The 18,973-nt window shown below is 45.7% G+C and carries 16 protein-coding genes and 1 pseudogene; 16 read left to right on the top strand and 1 reads right to left on the bottom strand.

All coding sequences use genetic code 11. From position 1 onward, the window contains the following. Positions 1-27 precede the first annotated feature (27 nt). The 8 genes from recQ (at position 28) to mutL (ending at position 11,628) form a co-directional block, all read left to right on the top strand. Positions 28-2,208, top strand: coding sequence for a DNA helicase RecQ (gene recQ, locus CI960_RS18185; protein WP_094582520.1), 2,181 nt, complete (start codon positions 28-30; stop codon positions 2,206-2,208). 214 nt (positions 2,209-2,422) lie between these two features. Further along, positions 2,423-3,898 (top strand): IMP dehydrogenase, encoded by a 1,476-nt coding sequence (guaB, locus tag CI960_RS18180; protein ID WP_005853938.1) that lies wholly within the window; start codon positions 2,423-2,425, stop codon positions 3,896-3,898. Between the two features lie 108 nt (positions 3,899-4,006). Then, complete coding sequence (locus CI960_RS18175; RefSeq protein ID WP_005853940.1) at positions 4,007-5,593, top strand: peptidylprolyl isomerase; 1,587 nt, start codon at positions 4,007-4,009, stop codon at positions 5,591-5,593. A gap of 13 nt (positions 5,594-5,606) precedes the next feature. Then, the gene (locus tag CI960_RS18170; protein WP_005853942.1) at positions 5,607-6,461 is read left to right on the top strand and encodes a hypothetical protein; all 855 of its coding nucleotides are present in this window, start codon (positions 5,607-5,609) and stop codon (positions 6,459-6,461) included. Between the two features lie 25 nt (positions 6,462-6,486). Further along, positions 6,487-7,851, top strand: coding sequence for a peptidylprolyl isomerase (locus CI960_RS18165; protein WP_008778716.1), 1,365 nt, complete (start codon positions 6,487-6,489; stop codon positions 7,849-7,851). Further along, positions 7,848-9,449, top strand: coding sequence for an OstA-like protein (locus CI960_RS18160; RefSeq protein ID WP_005853946.1), 1,602 nt, complete (start codon positions 7,848-7,850; stop codon positions 9,447-9,449). Before CI960_RS18165 ends, CI960_RS18160 begins: the two co-directional genes overlap by 4 nt. A 29-nt stretch (positions 9,450-9,478) precedes the next feature. Beyond that, on the top strand, positions 9,479-9,781 hold the full coding sequence (locus CI960_RS18155) for a hypothetical protein (protein WP_005853948.1): 303 nt from the start codon (positions 9,479-9,481) through the stop codon (positions 9,779-9,781). Further along, a complete protein-coding gene (gene mutL, locus CI960_RS18150) occupies positions 9,781-11,628 on the top strand; it encodes a DNA mismatch repair endonuclease MutL (RefSeq protein WP_005853950.1) in 1,848 nt (615 codons plus the stop codon). The genes CI960_RS18155 and mutL overlap by 1 nt, the downstream gene beginning before the upstream one ends. Before the next feature lie 168 nt (positions 11,629-11,796). Here mutL and CI960_RS23735 read toward each other — a convergent pair. Continuing rightward, positions 11,797-12,483, bottom strand: a pseudogene (locus tag CI960_RS23735) (VapE domain-containing protein); the annotation flags it as partial. Between the two features lie 581 nt (positions 12,484-13,064). Between CI960_RS23735 and CI960_RS18135 the strand changes: the two are divergent. The 8 genes from CI960_RS18135 (at position 13,065) to rplW (ending at position 18,969) form a co-directional block, all read left to right on the top strand. After that, a complete protein-coding gene (locus CI960_RS18135) occupies positions 13,065-13,661 on the top strand; it encodes an HU family DNA-binding protein (RefSeq protein WP_005853954.1) in 597 nt (198 codons plus the stop codon). 219 nt (positions 13,662-13,880) lie between these two features. Next, on the top strand, positions 13,881-14,291 hold the full coding sequence (rpsL, locus tag CI960_RS18130; protein ID WP_005853956.1) for a 30S ribosomal protein S12: 411 nt from the start codon (positions 13,881-13,883) through the stop codon (positions 14,289-14,291). Between the two features lie 153 nt (positions 14,292-14,444). Then, a complete protein-coding gene (gene rpsG, locus CI960_RS18125) occupies positions 14,445-14,921 on the top strand; it encodes a 30S ribosomal protein S7 (protein WP_005853957.1) in 477 nt (158 codons plus the stop codon). 22 nt (positions 14,922-14,943) lie between these two features. After that, a complete protein-coding gene (gene fusA, locus CI960_RS18120) occupies positions 14,944-17,070 on the top strand; it encodes an elongation factor G (protein ID WP_005853959.1) in 2,127 nt (708 codons plus the stop codon). 22 nt (positions 17,071-17,092) lie between these two features. Continuing rightward, on the top strand, positions 17,093-17,398 hold the full coding sequence (gene rpsJ, locus CI960_RS18115) for a 30S ribosomal protein S10 (protein WP_005853961.1): 306 nt from the start codon (positions 17,093-17,095) through the stop codon (positions 17,396-17,398). A 19-nt stretch (positions 17,399-17,417) separates the two neighbouring features. Continuing rightward, positions 17,418-18,035: a 50S ribosomal protein L3 gene (gene rplC, locus CI960_RS18110; RefSeq protein ID WP_005853963.1), complete on the top strand. Its 618-nt coding sequence runs from the start codon at positions 17,418-17,420 to the stop codon at positions 18,033-18,035. Next, complete coding sequence (gene rplD, locus CI960_RS18105) at positions 18,035-18,664, top strand: 50S ribosomal protein L4 (protein ID WP_005853966.1); 630 nt, start codon at positions 18,035-18,037, stop codon at positions 18,662-18,664. Before rplC ends, rplD begins: the two co-directional genes overlap by 1 nt. 11 nt (positions 18,665-18,675) lie before the next feature. Next, positions 18,676-18,969, top strand: a complete 294-nt coding sequence (rplW, locus tag CI960_RS18100; RefSeq protein WP_005853968.1) for a 50S ribosomal protein L23 — start codon at positions 18,676-18,678, stop codon at positions 18,967-18,969. Positions 18,970-18,973 lie beyond the last annotated feature (4 nt).

Here is an 18,973-nt window from a genome sequence, read left to right as displayed (position 1 = left end):
GGCGGTTTACTATAAATAATACGAAGTATGGCAAAGAAGGATCATTTAACAGAAGAGCTAAATCGGCACTTTGGCTTCGGTACCTTTAAGGGGAACCAGAAGGCTATTATTGAGAACGTGCTGGCCGGGAAGGATACTTTTGTATTAATGCCGACGGGGGGAGGTAAATCTCTTTGTTATCAATTACCATCCATACTAATGGAAGGAACCGCGATCGTGATATCTCCGTTGATCGCTTTGATGAAGAATCAGGTGGACGCGATGCGGAATTTCAGTGAGGAAGATGGGGTCGCCCATTTTATCAATTCCTCTTTGAATAAGTCGGCTATCGACCAGGTGAAATCGGATATATTATCAGGACGTACCAAGTTGCTGTATGTAGCACCGGAGTCCTTGACCAAGGAAGAGAACGTGGATTTTCTGCGTCAGGTAAAGATCTCTTTCTATGCGGTGGACGAGGCGCATTGTATCTCGGAATGGGGACATGATTTCCGTCCGGAATATCGAAGAATCCGTCCGATTATCAATGAGATCGGTAAACGTCCGTTAATCGCTCTGACCGCTACCGCTACACCTAAGGTGCAGCACGATATCCAGAAGAATCTGGGTATGATAGACGCTACAGTCTTTAAATCATCCTTCAACCGCTCTAATTTGTATTATGAGGTTCGTCCGAAAGGAACGAATATAGACCGCGAGATCATTAAGTATATTAAAGCCAACGAGGGTAAATCGGGTATCGTATATTGTTTGAGCCGTAAAAAGGTGGAGGAATTTGCCGACATCTTGAAAGCCAACGGGATAAAGGCGTTGCCTTACCATGCGGGAATGGATTCGCAAGTACGTTCCGCCAATCAGGATGCCTTCCTGATGGAACAGGTGGATGTGATCGTGGCTACGATCGCTTTCGGTATGGGTATCGACAAGCCGGATGTCCGTTATGTGATTCATTACGATATCCCGAAGAGCCTAGAAGGTTATTACCAGGAAACCGGTCGTGCCGGTAGGGATGGCGGAGAAGGCCAATGTATCGCTTTCTATGCTTATAAGGACTTGCAAAAATTGGAGAAATTCATGCAAGGAAAGCCCGTGGCCGAACAGGAAATCGGCAAACAGTTGCTTTTAGAGACTGCGGCCTATGCCGAGACTTCCGTCTGCCGGAGAAAAGTGCTATTGCATTATTTCGGTGAGGAATACCTGGAAGATAATTGTGGTAATTGTGATAATTGTTTGAACCCAAAGAAGCAGGTGGAAGCGAAGGAATTGTTAAGTGCGGTACTGGAGGTTATCAGTACGTTGAAAGAAAAGTTTAAGGCAGATTATATCGTAAATATTTTGGTAGGTAACGAAACCTCCGAAATCCAAAATTACAAGCACAATGAATTAGAGGTCTTCGGTTCCGGACAGGACGAGGATGATAAAACTTGGAACGCCGTTATTCGTCAGGCTTTAATCGCTGGCTATTTAGCGAAGGATATTGAGAATTATGGTTTGCTGAAAATCACGGAAAAAGGTAAGGAGTTCATGAAGAAGCCGGTATCGTTCAAGATTACCGAGGACAATGAATTCGAGGAAGAGGAAGAGGAAGTTCCGGTTCGTGGGGGCGCCTCTTGTGCGGTAGATCCGGTTCTTTATTCCATGATGAAGGATTTGCGTAAGAAATTATCCAAGCGGTTGGAAGTTCCGCCTTTCGTGATTTTCCAAGATCCCTCTTTGGAGGCTATGGCTACTACTTATCCGATCACGTTGGACGAGTTGCAGAATATCCCGGGAGTGGGCGCTGGTAAGGCGAAACGTTATGGCAAGGAGTTCATTGAGTTGATCAAGAAACATGTAGAGGAGAACGAGATTGAGCGTCCGGAGGATTTGCGCGTACGTACGGTCGCTAATAAGTCCAAGTTGAAGGTCTCAATCATTCAGCGGATCGACCGTAAGGTGGCGCTGGACGAGATCGCGTTGACTAACGGACTTGAGTTCACCGAGCTTTTGGATGAGATCGAGGCAATCGTATATTCCGGTACACGTATCAATATCGATTATTTCTTGAATGATGTGATGGATGAGGATCATATCGAGGATATTTACGAGTATTTCAAGGATTCGGAGACCGACGGTCTGGAAGACGCCATCGAGGAATTAGGCGGTGACTATACGGAAGAGGAGATTCGCTTGGTCCGTATCAAGTTCTTGTCTGAAATGGCAAACTAATGGAAGGGTGGCCCGGTTCCACTCTAAAGAAAAAACAAATAAAGAAGCTTATTGTTCCTTCCGAAAGAGATTTATTTTTCCTTCGGAAGGAATTTTGTTTTCGTTCGGATGAAAGTTTATTTTCTTCCGAATCGAATTTTTAATTTCTCCCGTATCGATTTATTACGTGAAAAGTCGTATATTTGCGCGCAATAATTTTTAAAGCATAAGTTCTATGTCATTTATTGCAGACAGGGTAGTTATGGATGGGTTAACGTTTGACGATGTATTGTTAATCCCAGCTTATTCGGAAGTTCTTCCTCGTAATGTCGATCTCACGACAAAGTTTTCACGTAATATCACATTGAATATACCGATGGTGTCGGCCGCTATGGATACGGTTACCGAGGCCAAGTTGGCTATCGCTATCGCCCGTGAGGGAGGTATTGGTGTGATTCATAAAAACATGACGATCGCCGAGCAGGCAAAGCAGGTCCAGACCGTTAAACGTGCGGAGAATGGAATGATCTATGATCCGGTGACTATCACGAAGGGCAAGCGTGTGGCGGATGCCTTGGCAATGATGGCTGAATATAAGATTGGCGGTATTCCCGTGGTGGATGAAGGCGGGTATTTGGTAGGTATCGTGACGAACCGTGACTTGCGTTTCGAGAAGGATATGAACCGCTCTATCGACGAGGTGATGACGAAAGAGAATTTGGTCGTAACCGGACAATCTACGGATATGGAGGCCGCCGCTCAGATCCTTCAGGAACATAAGATCGAGAAGTTACCGGTGGTCGATAGCCATAATAAGTTGATCGGCTTGATTACCTATAAAGATATAACGAAAGCGAAAGATAAACCGAAGGCTTGCAAGGATTCGAAAGGTCGTTTGCGTGTAGCTGCCGGTGTAGGCGTTACGTTCAATACCTTCGAGCGTGTAGCCGCTTTGGTGGATGCCGGGGTGGATGCTTTGGTGATCGACACGGCACATGGTCACTCAAAAGGTGTGGTGGATGTCTTGAAACAGATTAAGGCGCAATATCCGCATATTGATTGTGTGGTCGGTAATATCGCTACGGGCGAGGCTGCTAAATATTTAGTGGAAGCCGGGGCGGACGCCGTGAAGGTAGGTATCGGTCCGGGTTCGATTTGTACAACTCGTGTGATCGCTGGTGTGGGTGTTCCCCAGTTGTCGGCTATTTACGATGTGGCGAAGGCGTTGGAAGGAACTGGTGTGCCTTTGATCGCCGACGGTGGCTTGCGTTACTCCGGTGATATCGTGAAGGCGATCGCCGCTGGTGGATCTTCCGTGATGATGGGATCTCTGTTGGCGGGTGTAGAGGAGTCGCCGGGCGATACGATTATCTTCAATGGCCGAAAGTTTAAGTCTTACCGTGGAATGGGGTCGTTGGAAGCTATGCAAAAGGGGTCCAAGGATCGGTATTTCCAAGATGTGGAGGACGACGTGAAGAAGCTGGTTCCGGAGGGAATCGCTGCCCGTGTTCCGTTTAAGGGTTCTTTGTATGAGGTCATTTACCAAATGGTAGGTGGTTTACGTGCGGGAATGGGTTATTGCGGGGCTCATAATATCGAGGAGTTGCATAAAGCTCGTTTTACTCGAATCACCAACGCAGGTGTGCAAGAGAGCCATCCGCATGACGTAGCGATCACGCAAGAGGCTCCGAATTATAGCCGCGGTGAATAGTAATACAAGTTTTACGTTTTATAAAAAACACTAATTTAATGGGATAGCATACTTTTCTTGTCGGCTCTCCGTTAGATTAGTGTTATTTTTGTAATGTATATTCGTGCTATGGTAAAAGAATTTTTGATGAAAAAGTTACTTATTTCATTAGGGGTATTCGCTTGTGTGACAGTTAACGCTCAAACCGCATCCGATTCGGTCGTTATGACGGTCGCTGGAAAACAAGTGCCTTTATCTGAATTTATTTTTATCGCGGAGAAGAATGGAGAGGTGGATTTATCGAATACAAAGTCCGTCAAAAACTATGTCGAGCTATTTAAAAATTTTAAGCTAAAAGTAGCGGAGGCGGAATCTTTAGGGATCGACCAGACATCCTCATTCAAAAGTGAGCTGGATGGATACCGGGCTCAGTTGATCAATAGCTATATGTCGGATAAGGAGGGTGAGAAAGCGGCTGCCCGTGCGGTATATGACCGTGGGGATCACTCGGTAGAGTTGACCCACATCTTATTCCGTTTGCCGGAGAAGACGGTCTCCAAAGATACGGTAGCTGTATATCAAGAAGCCATGCGAGTATACGAACGTCTCCAGAAAGGAGAGGATATGGAAACAGTCGGAAAAGCTTTGGCCGAGAAGGATAAGGAGCATGTCGCTTGCGAATATGTACGTTGCTTGCTCCCGATGCAATCCCTAAAAGTGTTTGAGGATGCCGCCTATTCCTTGCCGATTGGCGTGGTGTCTGAACCGGTTCGCACGAAATTAGGATTTCATTTGATAAAAGTCCATAGTCGTAAACCCAATCCGGGGCGGGTACATGTCGCTCATATCTTGATCGCCTTCCCGAAAGATTCCGCTATTCAGGACTCATCGGCTTTTCTGGCAAAAGCGCAAGCTATCTATAAGCAAGTACAAGAGGGAGCTGATTTTGGCGAGTTAGCGAAAGAATATTCCGGGGATGCTGCTTCCGCTAAGAAAGAGGGAGTATTACCTTGGTTTGGGGTAGGCGAGATGGTCCAGCCTTTTGAGCAAGCCGCTTTTGCGTTGAGCAAGCCGGGTGATTTATCCGGGGTGGTGGAAACTCGTTTTGGTTACCATATCATTAAGTTGATCGATAAGAAGGGACGCCCTTCGTTTGAGGAAGAGGAAAAAGCTTTGTCGAGACGTATGGGGCAGGGTGAACGTAACTTCGAGTTATATAAAGCTTTCGACGATCGTATGAAAAAAGAATACGGATACGTTTTCTATCCGGAAGCCTATGCGGAGCTGCAAGCGTTATGTAATGATTGTTTCCCCACGGACGAGGCGTTTTATGAGAAAGCGAAGGATATGAACAAGACGCTTATGCAATTGGATGGAAAGGATTTCCCGCAAGCGGAGTTCGCTTATTATATCCAACGTTGCCCGTTCTCGACAAAAACGTATGCGGGTGATTTTATGCAAGAGGTCTATGATTTGTTTATCCGCGATATCGTAACGACCGCCGAGCGTAAGAATCTGGAGACAAAACATCCGGAGATCCCTCATTTGATGCAGGAGTACCGGGATGGGATTCTGTTGTTTGAGGTCAGCAACCGGGAGATCTGGAGCAAACCCTCCGCCCAGCAGAAGGTGTTGGAAGCGAAGTGGATTGCGGATTTGAATAAAAAATATCCGGTGACTGTCAACTGGAAATTATTGAAGAAACTAAAGAAATAAAATAAAGATAGATATGAGGATAGTCTTCATGTTCCTAACGTTCGTTGTGTTGTTGGGTGCCTGTAAAGGTTCTCAGCCAGCTGATACTACGGATGTCTTGGTTAGCGTGAAAGGACGTACCCTAAATCGTTCGGAGGTGAATAAGCTAATACCCCGGGGGATTTCCTCCGCAGATAGTCTGTTGCTAGCCGAGAACTTTACCAAGAAATGGGTAAAGGATGTATTGGTGTACGATGTGGCTTTGCGTAACTTGGGGGATGAGAAAGAGGAGGTCGATAAATTGGTAGAGGAGTACAGGCGTTCCTTGGTTCGTTACCGTTATCAGGAACGATTGGTGGAGGAGAAGCTGAAAACTGATATCCGGGAAAGTGATAAATTAAACTATTACGAGGAAAACCAGAAAAAGTTTATCTTGGATAAAGGCTTGATCAAGGGATTATTCTTGAAAATCCCGGTTGATGCCCCGGGACTTACCGACGTCAAAAAGTGGTACAAATCCACAGATGTGGCCTCTTTAGAAAAAATTGAGAAGTATAGTGTGCAAAATGCCACGATTTATGAGTACTTTTACGACAAATGGGTTGATTTCGATGAGGTAATGGATAATATACCGATTCATGTGTCGAATCCGAATGCGTTTCTGAAGGCGAATAAGTATGTTGAGGTGGCGGATAGCAGTTATTGTTATCTGTTGAATATCAAGGAATATTTACCTTTCGGCAGTGTGGAGCCATATGATTATGCCAGTTCGCACGTCACGGAAATGCTGGTCAACCAACGAAAAGTTGAATTCTTGAAAAAATTTGAAGACGAGTTATATAACGATGCGATCCGGAGCGGTGACGTGGAATTCCATTCCGAGCCGTGATCTCTAATTTTATAAATGGGTAGACATGATGAAAAAGATTTTAAGTGTATTCTTTCTTGCCTGTTGTTCTTGCATTGTAATGGCGCAAGACAATGTGATCGATGAAATTGTGTGGGTGGTAGGAGATGACGCTATTTTACGTTCGGATATTGAGACGCAGCGTTTGTATAATCAAAACGAGGGGGTCCGTTTGGATGGCGACCCGTATTGCGTGATCCCGGAGCAGATGGCGATACAGAAACTATATCTGAATCAAGCTAAGATCGATAGTATTACCGTGAACGAGAACCAAGTGATCCAGAGCGTGGATCAATGGATGAACATGGCTGTGAACCAAATCGGGTCTCGCGAGAAATTGGAGGAATATTTCGGTAAGAAATTTTCCCAGATCAAGGATGAGCGTAAGGAGATGGTGCGGGAGCAGCAGGTAGTGCAACAGATGCAGCATCAATTGATCGGCGAGATCAAGCTGACACCTTCCGAGGTGCGTAAATATTTCAGCCAGTTGTCTCAGGATAGCCTGCCGAACATCCCTACGACTGTAGAGGTGCAAATCGTTACCTTGGAACCGAAGATTCCGTTTGAGGAAACAGACGCCATCAAGGCCCGCTTACGTGATTTCACGGAGCAAGTTAATTCCGGTAAGATGGAATTCTCTACGTTGGCTCGTTTGTACTCGGAAGATCCGGGTTCGGCGTCTCGAGGAGGGGAGTTAGGTTTCATGAGCAAGACACAGCTGTTGCCGGAGTTCGCGAACGTTGCGTTCAACTTGAAAGACCCGAAACGTGTCTCCCAGATCGTACAGACGGAGTATGGTTACCATATCATCCAATTGATCGAGAAGCGTGGAGACCGTATCAACTGCCGCCATATCTTATTGAAACCGAAGGTTTCCGATAAGGAGTTGGCGGATGCTACCACTCGTCTGGATTCATTGTACAATGATTTGCAGGCGAATAAGTTCACGTTTGAGGAAGCCGCTACATTCGTCTCTTATGACAAGGATACACGTAATAATAAGGGTTTGATGGTAAACCAAGATTACGAGAGCAGCAATATGGGAACCCCTAAGTTCGAGATGCAAGAACTTCCGCAGGAAATCGGTAAGGTGGTATATGGCATGAAAGTCGGAGAGATCTCCAAGCCTTTTACCATGTTGACGAACAAGCAGAAAGAGGTAGTAGCTATTGTTAAGCTGAAAGCTCGGACGGAAGGACATAAGGCGAATTTGGCCGATGACTTCCAAGCTTTGAAAGCGATCGTAGAGGCTAAGAAACGTGAGGAATTATTGAACGACTGGATCACGAAGAAACAAAAATCAACCTACGTGCGTATTAGTGACGGTTGGAGGAATTGTGATTTCAAATATCCGGGTTGGATTAAGGAATGAGACTAATTAACAGGTTATTTCTAGCGCTCTTATCGTGTGCTTTATCGGTTGGCGTATTTGCGCAAACGCAAGATAGCACGGTGGTAGCCGCCAAAGATAGTGTCGCTCCCAAGAAGACGAAGGTCTTTTTGGAGCATGCGAATACGCTTTCGTTCGATAAGGAGAGGAACGCCGAGGCTCAAGTACTGAATGGTGATGTTTGTTTTCGCCATGATAGTTCGTATATGTATTGCGATAGCGCATATTTCTTTGAGCAGACCAATTCCTTGGAAGCGTTTAGTAATGTCCGGATGGAACAAGGGGATACCTTGTTCGTGTATGGAAATTACCTGTTTTACGATGGAAATACCCAGATCGCTTATTTGCGGGAGAATGTCCGCATGGAGAATGGGCAGGTTACCCTGTTTACGGATAGCTTGAACTATGAGCGAATCCCGGATATCGGATATTATTTCGACGGAGGTCTGATTGTCGATTCCTTGAATCAGCTCTCTTCTTTTTATGGGCAATATTCGCCTAGTACGAAATTGGCTATCTTCAATGATAGCGTCCGTCTGGAGAATGAGCAATTCACGTTGTATTCCGATACCTTGCATTATAATACGGACTCGAAGATCGCCACGATCCTCGGACCATCCATAATCGTCTCGGATAGCGGCACGATCTATTCTTCCAGAGGTTGGTACGATACCGTGAATAATACCTCTTTGCTATTGGATCGTTCTCAGGTGGTTTCCGGCGACCGTATCTTGACGGGCGACTCTATCGCCTACAACCGGGAACTGGGTTTTGGGGAAGCGTTCGGTAATATGAGTCTGCAAGACACGGCGCAGCATGTCATGCTGGAAGGCCAATATGGCTTTTACAATGAGAAGAGCGAGTATGCTTTCGCTACGGATAGCGCCCGTTTCTTGGAATTCAGCCAAGGGGATACATTGTTTCTGCATGGTGATACCTTGAAGATGACTACGGTGGACTCCCTTTACCGGGAAGTAAAAGCTTATTACGGCGTCCGTTTCTATCGGACGGATATGCAAGGTGTTTGCGATTCGATGCAGTTTAATACAAGAGACTCTATATTATATATGTATACGGACCCTATCGTTTGGAATGAACAGTATCAGATCTATGGGGATACGATCTTGATATTTATGAATGATAGCTCGATCGATTTCGCTCACGTGAAGCAATTCGCTTTCGCAATACAGCAAATCGATTCTACCGCATTCAATCAATTAAAGGGAAATGACTTGAAGGCTTATTTCGAGGGACAGGTCGTGAATCAGATCGATGTGTCGGGCAACGCCGAATCTATATTTTTCCCCTTGGAGAAGGACGGTTCGATGGTCGGCATGAACGAGACCAAAAGCGGTTTCCTTACGATCTGGCTAAAAGACAATAAGTTGGATAAACTGAAAATCTGGCCGACTCCAACAGGTACGATGACCCCTATTCCTGATTTGAAGCCCGACCAGAAATACTTGAAAGACTTTTATTGGTTTGATTATATCCGTCCTAAAGACAAGGATGATATTTATCAGGTCGTGAAAAGAAAAGCTCAAGATGCTCCGAAAAGAAGCAATAAATTCGTACATTAGCGTCGTATTCATAATTAATAGGTAAAGCTATGGCACTTTTCTCGTTTTATAACATGCGCAAGCCGCGTCAATTTGATCATAAGCCTATTTATTGGGACCCCCATAAGGAAGCCTTGGAGGAACGTATAAGCAAGGTCAAACGTGAAATGGGTGTAGAGGAGCCGTTGGAGGAATATAAGCCGCATATCAAGGGAACTTTCATTGAAGGTACCTCGCATCTGAAGAAAAGCGTGGGGCGAGGCGAGGATTCCCGGGCTCGTAGGTATAAGAATGTGAAACTGGCGGTGGCCTTGGCGGTCTTGGCTGCTTTCTTTTGGTATTTGTTCTGGTAATGAGCGATATCATTCATTTACTTCCGGACCATATCGCCAATCAAATCGCGGCGGGAGAGGTGATTCAACGTCCGGCCTCTGTCGTTAAAGAGTTGGTCGAGAATGCGGTGGACGCTGGCGCTTCCAATATCCAAGTGAACATTAAGGATGCGGGTAAGACATTGATACAGGTGATCGATGACGGGAAAGGTATGTCCGAGACGGATGCTCGCATGGCTTTTGAGCGGCACGCTACTTCTAAGATTTCTACGGCCGAGGATTTATTCTCTTTGCATACGATGGGTTTCCGAGGTGAGGCATTGGCCTCTATCGCCGCTGTCGCCCATATAGAGTTGCGTACCCGGGCTAGAGGGACCGAGCTTGGCACTTGCCTATCCATCGCGGGTTCCAATCTGGAGAGTATCGAGCCGGAGGCTTGTAACGAGGGAAGTATCTTCTCGGTAAAGAATCTTTTCTTTAATGTTCCCGCCCGCCGGAAATTCTTGAAGTCGAATGAGACGGAATTCCGGAATATCATCAATGAGTTCGAGCGAATCGCCTTGGTGAATCCGCAGGTGGGTATGTCTCTTTATCATAATGATGCGGAGATATTCAATCTGCCCGAGTCGGGGTTACGTCAGCGCATCATTAATATATATGGTAAGAGTTTAAACCAGAAGTTGCTCTCTCTGGATGCCCAAAGTTCCATGGTGACTATTTCCGGTTTCGTGGGGCGTCCGGACTCGGCGAAGAAGCGAGGGGCATTGCAGTTTTTTTTTGTGAATGGTCGTTATATGAAGCATCCTTATTTCCATAAGGCGATCATGCAGGCCTATGAGCAATTGATTCCTGCCGGGGATATGCCGAATTATTTTGTTTATTTCACGTTGGATCCCTCCTCGATCGATGTCAATATCCATCCGACAAAGACGGAGATTAAGTTTGAGAACGAGCAACCGATCTGGCAGATCTTGATGGCCGCTACCCGGGAGGCGTTGGCTAAATCGAGCGCTATCCCTACGATTGATTTCGATGTGGAGGACGCGATCGATATTCCTGTTTACAACCCGGTCAAGAAAAGTGAGCCTAGTACTTATAAGGCCCCGAAAGTGCAAGTGGATTCCAGTTATAATCCGTTTGACACTACTTCCTATAAAAAACCGGAATTCGATTGGTCTAAATTATATCAAGGGTTTGAGAACGACCGAGTGGCTGTCCAACGGGAGTCCGAGACTTTCGAGGATGCCCCGATCGAGGAATTGCCGGCCGAGGCTTCGGATCCGGAAAAACTGTTTACGGAGGTAAGCAATCCTTGCTATCAATATAAAGGGCGATATATCGTGACATCCTTGAAATCGGGTCTGGCGATTATTGACCAGCATCGTGCGCATGTGCGTATCTTGTTTGACCAATACCTGTCGAATATCCGTCAGCAACAAGGTGTATCCCAACAAGTCTTATTCCCGGAGATCGTAGAGTTTACCGCTGCCGAGGCGGCTGTACTACCTTCCTTATTGGAGGATTTGTGCTTCGTCGGCTTTGATCTGAGCAATCTGGGAAATGACAATTACGCGATCAATGGCCTGCCCGCCGGTATAGAGAACCTTGATCCGGTAAATTTGGTAAAGGATATCGTGGACCGGGCGATCGAGACCGGATGCGCAGTGCATGAGAAAATCTGCGAGGCCATCGCCTTGTCTTTAGCCAAAGCCGCCGCTATCCGTCCCGGCAAATCCTTATCCTTGGAAGAGATGGATCATCTGATCGCCTCCCTGTTCTCTTGTTCGGACTCGAACCTGACCCCGGATGGAAAGACGATTATCTCCATGCTGACAGATGAGGAGCTGGAGAGAAGATTTAAGTGCTAGGGATGATTTCGATGACATAGGTTTCACGGCTGCATTTACATTTAGGTCTCCCGGACATGCGGCCCGGAAGCAGGCGTGGAACACATCTTCCTCGATCGGACGTTTATAGAAAGCCTCATTCGATCGCATGATCGCCTCCTCCTCTGCGGAGGTGAACCAATGGCGCTCTCCTTTTTGTAACTCGTTTTTCAGCTGGGCGTAGATTTGATCATGCTCGATACCTTCGCAATTAATCTTGCTTTGCACCTCCACGCATAGGAAACGGCGGCTTCCCGTGGGGGCGCTTAATAGGTTCTTCTGGTTCGTAGTGCCAATAAATGAGGCTAGGCGGGGTAGGGGATGGAAATGCTTGGCGTGTGCCTTGCGTACGTTCATCCCGGCCATCTGCATCCAATTTTTCAGCAAAGCCATTTTACGGTCGGGCAACCGGTCGAACTCATCGAGGTTGATGAGTCCGAACAATCCAAGCTTCTGCTCCATTTGCGTCGAGGCGCTAAGGTCTACGCTATCCGTGTAATAGCGGACTAGCGAAGAAGGCATCAGCGACTTGCAAAAGGTAGACTTCTGGCATCCTTGACGCTCGCTGACTAAAATGGGAGCCAAGCTATTTGCGTGCATTCGGTTCGAACCCATCCATTGTGAGGCCAAGGCGAGCATCCAGCGATGAAACCCTTCCACCCATAACGGTTCTGAGGAGACCCGTCGTGCCAGATCGCTTACCCGGTCTTTCCCGTCCCATTCGGGTAACCACTCCATATATTGCCGGAAAGGATGATACTCTTTTACTTCTTTTGAATATACGAAACGATTCACATCCCGATCCCTGCAATCGATCCCCGTCCGTCTTGCCTCCATGCAAATGCTATTTAGGTCACGTTGCGTCACCGGATAGAAGCGATCCGTTTCCAATTGTTTGTATCGATATTCAGTCTCCTCGCTCAACAAGTTGAAGCGGAATTCGATCCGTTCTTGGAGGAAAGTCTCCAGACTCTTTTGAAGGATAGAGTTGCTGTTGCTCGATCGTTTCGCTTTACCTTCGTTTGGGTGTGGTACGGTGATCGACCCGTCCGGTTTTAAGAAGCGAAGCCATAATTGGCCTAAAAAATCCAATACAGTTTTCATGACGCTATGTTTTAGAGGTTGTTTTTACTGTTTCATTTTGCGGATATAAGCTGTTAACTTGCGGTTTTCCAAATGTTTATATTGTCATTTGAAATAAAAGTAATCTGTGCGAAATACTAGGGAAAACTATTGTTTAAGTGGTATGGATGTAGTACCTTTGTTAAGTGCTTATAATCTTTTCACCTATGTGAAAAGAACGTATCACAATCATGAAACGATCGTTTCACATAGGTGAAAAGATCATATCACCCTTGTGAAATGACTAATAGCATACGATGTTTCGATGAATAACCTTTTAATCTCATACTAGATATATGGCAGCAAAATATGACTTTTACAAGACTCCGGTATCGAAGGACAGCACGAAGCGTCCTCGTTTTCACGCACGTATCGTATCATCCGGCACGATCGATACGGATGATCTGGCCAAACGTATCCATGGACGGTGTACCGTCACGCCGGCAGACGTGGCCGCCGTGCTCATCTCTTTAAGCGAGGTGACAGCGGAATATTTGCGTGAGGGAAAACGCGTGCATATCGATGGGTTGGGGTATTTGCAAGTCACGTTGCAATGCCCGGCCGTACAATCCACGCACGAGATACGTTCGGAGTCCATCCGTTTCAAGTCCGTGGCTTTCCGTCCCGAGGTAGAGCTGAAAGATAGCTTGAAGACGATGACGCTGGAACGAGCCAAGTACAAATCCCATTCCCGCCAATTGGAGCCTGATCGTATCGACCAATTGCTCGCGAGTTATTTTGCCGAGCATGAATATATGACCCGTGTCGCCTTCCAGCGGCTTTGCGGCCTGACGAGCAGTACGGCCAGCCGCCGCCTGCATCAATTTGTCGAGGCGGGTAAATTGCGTGATATCGGCACCCGCCACCAGTCGCTTTACGTGCCAGTGAGGTAAATAGAGATAGTGAATGTTAAATATTAATAAATACGGCTAGGGCCTACCTTGCCAAACGGGAACAAATATGTACCTTTGCACCGTTTTTAGTGCGGAGTATACGAAAAAAACAGGCACAACTTATTGATTGTCCGAAAATAATGCGTAACTTTGCGGCTCGAAATAGGAAAAGATTAGATAAATAATAATAACACATTCAAAGTTTAAAAAAAGAAAGAAATGCCTACAATTCAGCAATTAGTTAGAAAAGGAAGGGAAACTTTGGTGGAGAAGGGTAAATCACCCGCATTGGACGCTTGTCCTCAAAGACGTGGCGTTTGCGTACGTGTTTACACTACGACTCCGAAGAAACCTAACTCTGCAATGCGTAAAGTAGCGAGAGTACGTTTGACAAATGGTAAGGAAGTTAACTCCTATATTCCGGGAGAAGGACACAACTTGCAAGAGCACTCTATCGTATTGGTACGTGGTGGTCGTGTAAAGGACCTTCCGGGTGTGCGTTATCACATCGTACGTGGTACGTTGGATACAGCGGGTGTTAACGGCCGTACGCAAAGACGTTCCAAATATGGAGCTAAGCGTCCGAAACCGGGTCAAGCAGCAGCTGCCGCAAAAGGTAAGAAGAAGTAATTAATTACATGCCTTCAAACTGAGATTTAAATTTAAGTATTAAAACAGGTTTGAGTTATTTGGATAGGCTATAAGGTTGAGTAAATGGTTCAGCGGAACCGTTGAAGACAAATTAAAGGCAACCAACGACAAGAACAAATTTTTGAAAACAAAATGAGAAAAGCAAAACCAAAGAAAAGACAGATCCTTCCGGATCCTGTTTTCGGTGATGTAAAGGTTACGAGATTCGTTAACCATTTGATGTATGATGGCAAGAAAAATACTGCCTTCGAAATTTTCTATTCCGCTTTGGAAACCGTTAAGGGCAAATTGCCTAACGAGGAAAAGTCCGCTCTCGAAATTTGGAAAGCTGCGCTTGATAACATTACTCCTCAAGTCGAAGTTAAGTCACGCCGTGTAGGTGGTGCTACATTCCAAGTCCCTACTGAAATCCGCCCGGATCGTAAAGAGTCAATTTCTATGAAGAACCTTATTATCTTTGCTCGTAAACGTGGAGGTAAGACTATGGCTGACAAGTTGTCTGCAGAGATTGTAGATGCTTTCAATAACCAAGGTGGCGCATTCAAAAGAAAAGAAGATATGCACCGTATGGCTGAGGCTAACCGTGCGTTCGCTCACTTCAGATTTTAATTTTTAAGGCAATAAAAAGAATATGGCAAACAACGATAAGCAATTGATGTTCACTAGGAACATCGGTATCATGGCTCACATTGACGCTGGTAAGACAACGACTTCTGAACGTATCTTGTTTTACACAGGTTTGACACACAAGATCGGTGAGACTCATGATGGTACTGCTACAATGGACTGGATGGCGCAGGAGCAGGAGCGTGGTATCACGATTACTTCCGCTGCTACGACTACATTCTGGAACTATTTGGGCAACCGTTATAAAATCAACTTGATTGACACTCCGGGACACGTTGACTTCACGGTTGAGGTTGAACGTTCTCTTCGTGTATTGGATGGTGCTGTTGCTACATTCTGTGCCGTAGGTGGTGTTGAGCCCCAGTCTGAGACTGTATGGCGTCAGGCTGATAAATATAATGTACCTCGTATCGGTTACGTTAACAAGATGGACCGCTCGGGTGCTAACTACTATGAGGTAGTACGCCAATTGAAGGACGTATTAGGAGCTAATCCTTGTCCGATCCAGATCCCTATCGGAGCTGAGGAGACTTTCAAGGGTGTTGTCGACTTGATCAAGATGAAGGCTATCTTCTGGCACGATGAGACTATGGGTGCCGAGTATAGCGTAGAGGAGATCCCGGCAGACTTGCAAGCTGAGGCTGAGGAGTGGCGCGACAAGATGCTTGAGGCTTTGGCTGAGTGCGACGACGCTATCATGGAGAAATACTTCGATGATCCTTCTACGATCACGGAAGAGGAGATCATGGTTGCTATCCGCAAGGGTACGTTGGCTATGCAGATCAACCCGATGACTTGTGGTTCTTCTTTCAAGAACAAAGGTGTACAGACTTTATTGGATGCAGTTTGCGCGTTTTTGCCTTCTCCTGAAGATACTCCGGCTATCGAGGGTACGGATCCTTCAGATCCTGATAAAATAATCACTCGTAAACCTTTGTTCGAGGAGCCATTGACGGCGTTGGCATTTAAGATCGCTACCGACCCGTATGTAGGTCGTTTGTGCTTCTTCCGTGTATACGCAGGTTCTATCAACGCTGGTTCTTATGTGTTGAACACTCGTTCCGGAAAGAAAGAGCGTATCTCCCGTTTGTTCCAGATGCACTCTAACAAGCAGAACCCGATGGAGGTGATTGGTTGTGGTGATATCGGAGCAGGTGTTGGTTTCAAGGATATCCGTACAGGTGATACGCTTTGCGACGAAAACCATCCGATCACATTGGAGTCTATGGAATTCCCGGAACCGGTTATCGGTATCGCTGTAGAGCCTAAGACTCAGAAAGACATGGATAAGTTGGGTATGGGCTTGGCTAAGTTGGCCGAGGAGGATCCTACTTTCCGCGTACAGACAAACGAGGAGACAGGTCAGACCGTTATTAGCGGTATGGGTGAGCTTCACTTGGATATCATCATCGACCGTTTGCGTCGTGAGTTCAAGGTTGAATGTAACCAAGGCCGTCCGCAGGTTACTTATAAGGAGGCTATCACGCAGCCGGTTGAGCTTCGCGAGGTTTACAAAAAGCAATCTGGAGGTCGTGGTAAGTTCGCTGATATCATCGTTCGTATGGAGCCGGCTGACGAGAGCTTCGAGGGTACTTTGCAATTCATCGATGAGGTGAAGGGTGGTAACATTCCTAAGGAATTCATCCCGTCCGTACAGAAAGGTTTCGAGAAGGCTATGAAGAACGGTGTGTTGGCAGGTTATCCGCTTGACAAGCTGAAAGTGACTTTGATCGATGGTTCTTTCCACCCGGTAGACTCAGACCAGTTGTCTTTCGAGATCGCCGCTATCCAAGCGTTCAAGAACGCTTCCGCCAAGGCAGGTCCTGTATTGATGGAGCCGATCATGCAGATGGAGGTTGTTACTCCAGAAGAGAGCATGGGTGACGTTATCGGTGACTTGAACAAGCGTCGTGGACAAGTTGAGGGTATGGAGACTAGCCGTACGGGAGCCCGTATCGTGAAGGCTAAGGTTCCATTGGCTGAGACATTCGGTTATGTGACAGCTTTGCGTACGATTACTTCAGGTCGCGCTACATCTTCAATGCAGTTCTCACACTACGCTCAAGTATCCTCTTCTATCGCTAAGCAAGTATTGACAGAGGTGCAAGGTCGCGTTGATTTGATCAAATAATATTTAGAAACATATAATAAATATGAGCCAAAAGATCAGAATTAAATTGAAGTCTTACGATTATTCTCTGGTAGACAAGTCTGCCGAGAAGATCGTAAAGACGGTAAAGGCTACAGGTGCTATCGTTAGCGGTCCTATACCTCTTCCTACGCACAAACGTATCTTTACAGTGAACCGCTCTACTTTCGTTAACAAGAAATCTCGTGAGCAGTTCGAACTCTCTTCTTATAAGAGATTAATCGATATCTATAGCTCAACTGCGAAGACAGTTGACGCTTTGATGAAGCTAGAATTACCTAGCGGTGTAGAAGTAGAAATTAAAGTGTAAGTTTTTAACAATTAGTGAAATGCCAGGATTATTAGGAAAAAAAATCGGAATGACATCCGTTTTCAGTGCCGAGGGAAAAAATCTTCCATGCACTGTTATCGAAGTGGGTCCTTGTGTGGTTACACAGATCAAGACTTTGGAGAAAGATGGCTACGAAGCTGTACAGTTGGGTTTCCAAGAGAAGAAAGAGAAGCACACGACACAGCCTGAGATGGGTCACTTCAAGAAAGCCGGTGTAGCACCTCAAAGACACTTGGCCGAGTTCAAGAATTTCGAAACTGAGTACAAGTTGGGTGACGTGATCACTGTAGATTTCTTGGAAGACGCAGGTTTCGTGGATGTAGTGGGTACATCAAAAGGTAAAGGTTTCCAAGGTGTAGTAAAACGTCATGGTTTTGGTGGTGTAGGTCAGACTACTCACGGTCAGCATAACCGTGCTCGTAAGCCGGGTTCTATCGGTGCTTGTTCTTACCCCGCAAAGGTATTTAAGGGCATGCGAATGGGCGGCCAGATGGGTAACGAACGTGTAACCGTTCAGAATCTTCAAGTGATCAAGGTAATGCCGGAACACAACCTTTTATTGGTAAAGGGATCTGTTCCAGGAGCAAAAGGTTCAATCTTATTAATTGAAAAGTAATGGAACTGAGCGTATTTAATATTAAAGGTGAAGATACCGGAAGAAAGGTAACTTTGAACGATGCGATCTTCGGCATTGAACCCAACGATCATGCTATTTACTTGGACGTAAAGCAGTATTTGGCAAATCAACGTCAGGGAACGCATAAGTCTAAAGAGAGAAGCGAAGTATCTGGTAGTACACGTAAGCTGATCCGTCAGAAAGGTGGTGGTGGCGCACGTCGTGGTGATATCAACTCTCCGGTGTTGGTTGGTGGTGGCCGTGTATTCGGTCCGAAGCCTCGTGATTATGAGTTCAAGCTGAACAAGAAAGTAAAATCTTTGGCTCGTAAGTCAGCATTGAGCTACAAGGCAAAGAACAATGCGATTGTTGTCGTAGAGGATTTCACAATGGAAGCTCCTAAGACTAAAGAATTTATAACAATTGCTAAAAACTTGAAAGTGGCTGATAAAAAGTTACTTATGGTTTTACCGGAGAAGAATAATTTAGTATATTTGTCCGCTCGAAATTTAGAGAAGGCAAGTGTAATAACTGCTTCTGAACTAAATACATACGCTGTGTTAAACGCTGTTAATTTGGTTTTAACGGAAAGTTCAGTCGCTGTTGTTGAACAAAATTTTAAAGCATAAGGAGTAGAATAATGGGAATTATTATTAAGCCTATAGTAACTGAGAAACAAACAGCGATCACAGAGAAATTTCCGAATCGCTATGGTTTTCGTGTTTCTCCTGATGCCAACAAATTGGAGATTAAGAAAGCTGTAGAGGATATGTACAGTGTTACAGTAGTTGATGTTAACACCATCAACTACTCTGGAAAGCGTAAAAGCCGTTATACAAAATCAGGTATCATCAACGGCAAGCAAGCTGCTTTCAAGAAAGCGATCGTAACGTTGAAAGAAGGAGAAACAATTGATTTCTTTAGTAATATCTAAAAAG

The sequence above is a fragment of the Parabacteroides sp. CT06 genome (assembly GCF_002257605.1).
Taxonomy (GTDB): Bacteria; Bacteroidota; Bacteroidia; order Bacteroidales; family Tannerellaceae; genus Parabacteroides; species Parabacteroides distasonis.
This window is presented reverse-complemented; position numbering and strand designations above follow the sequence as displayed.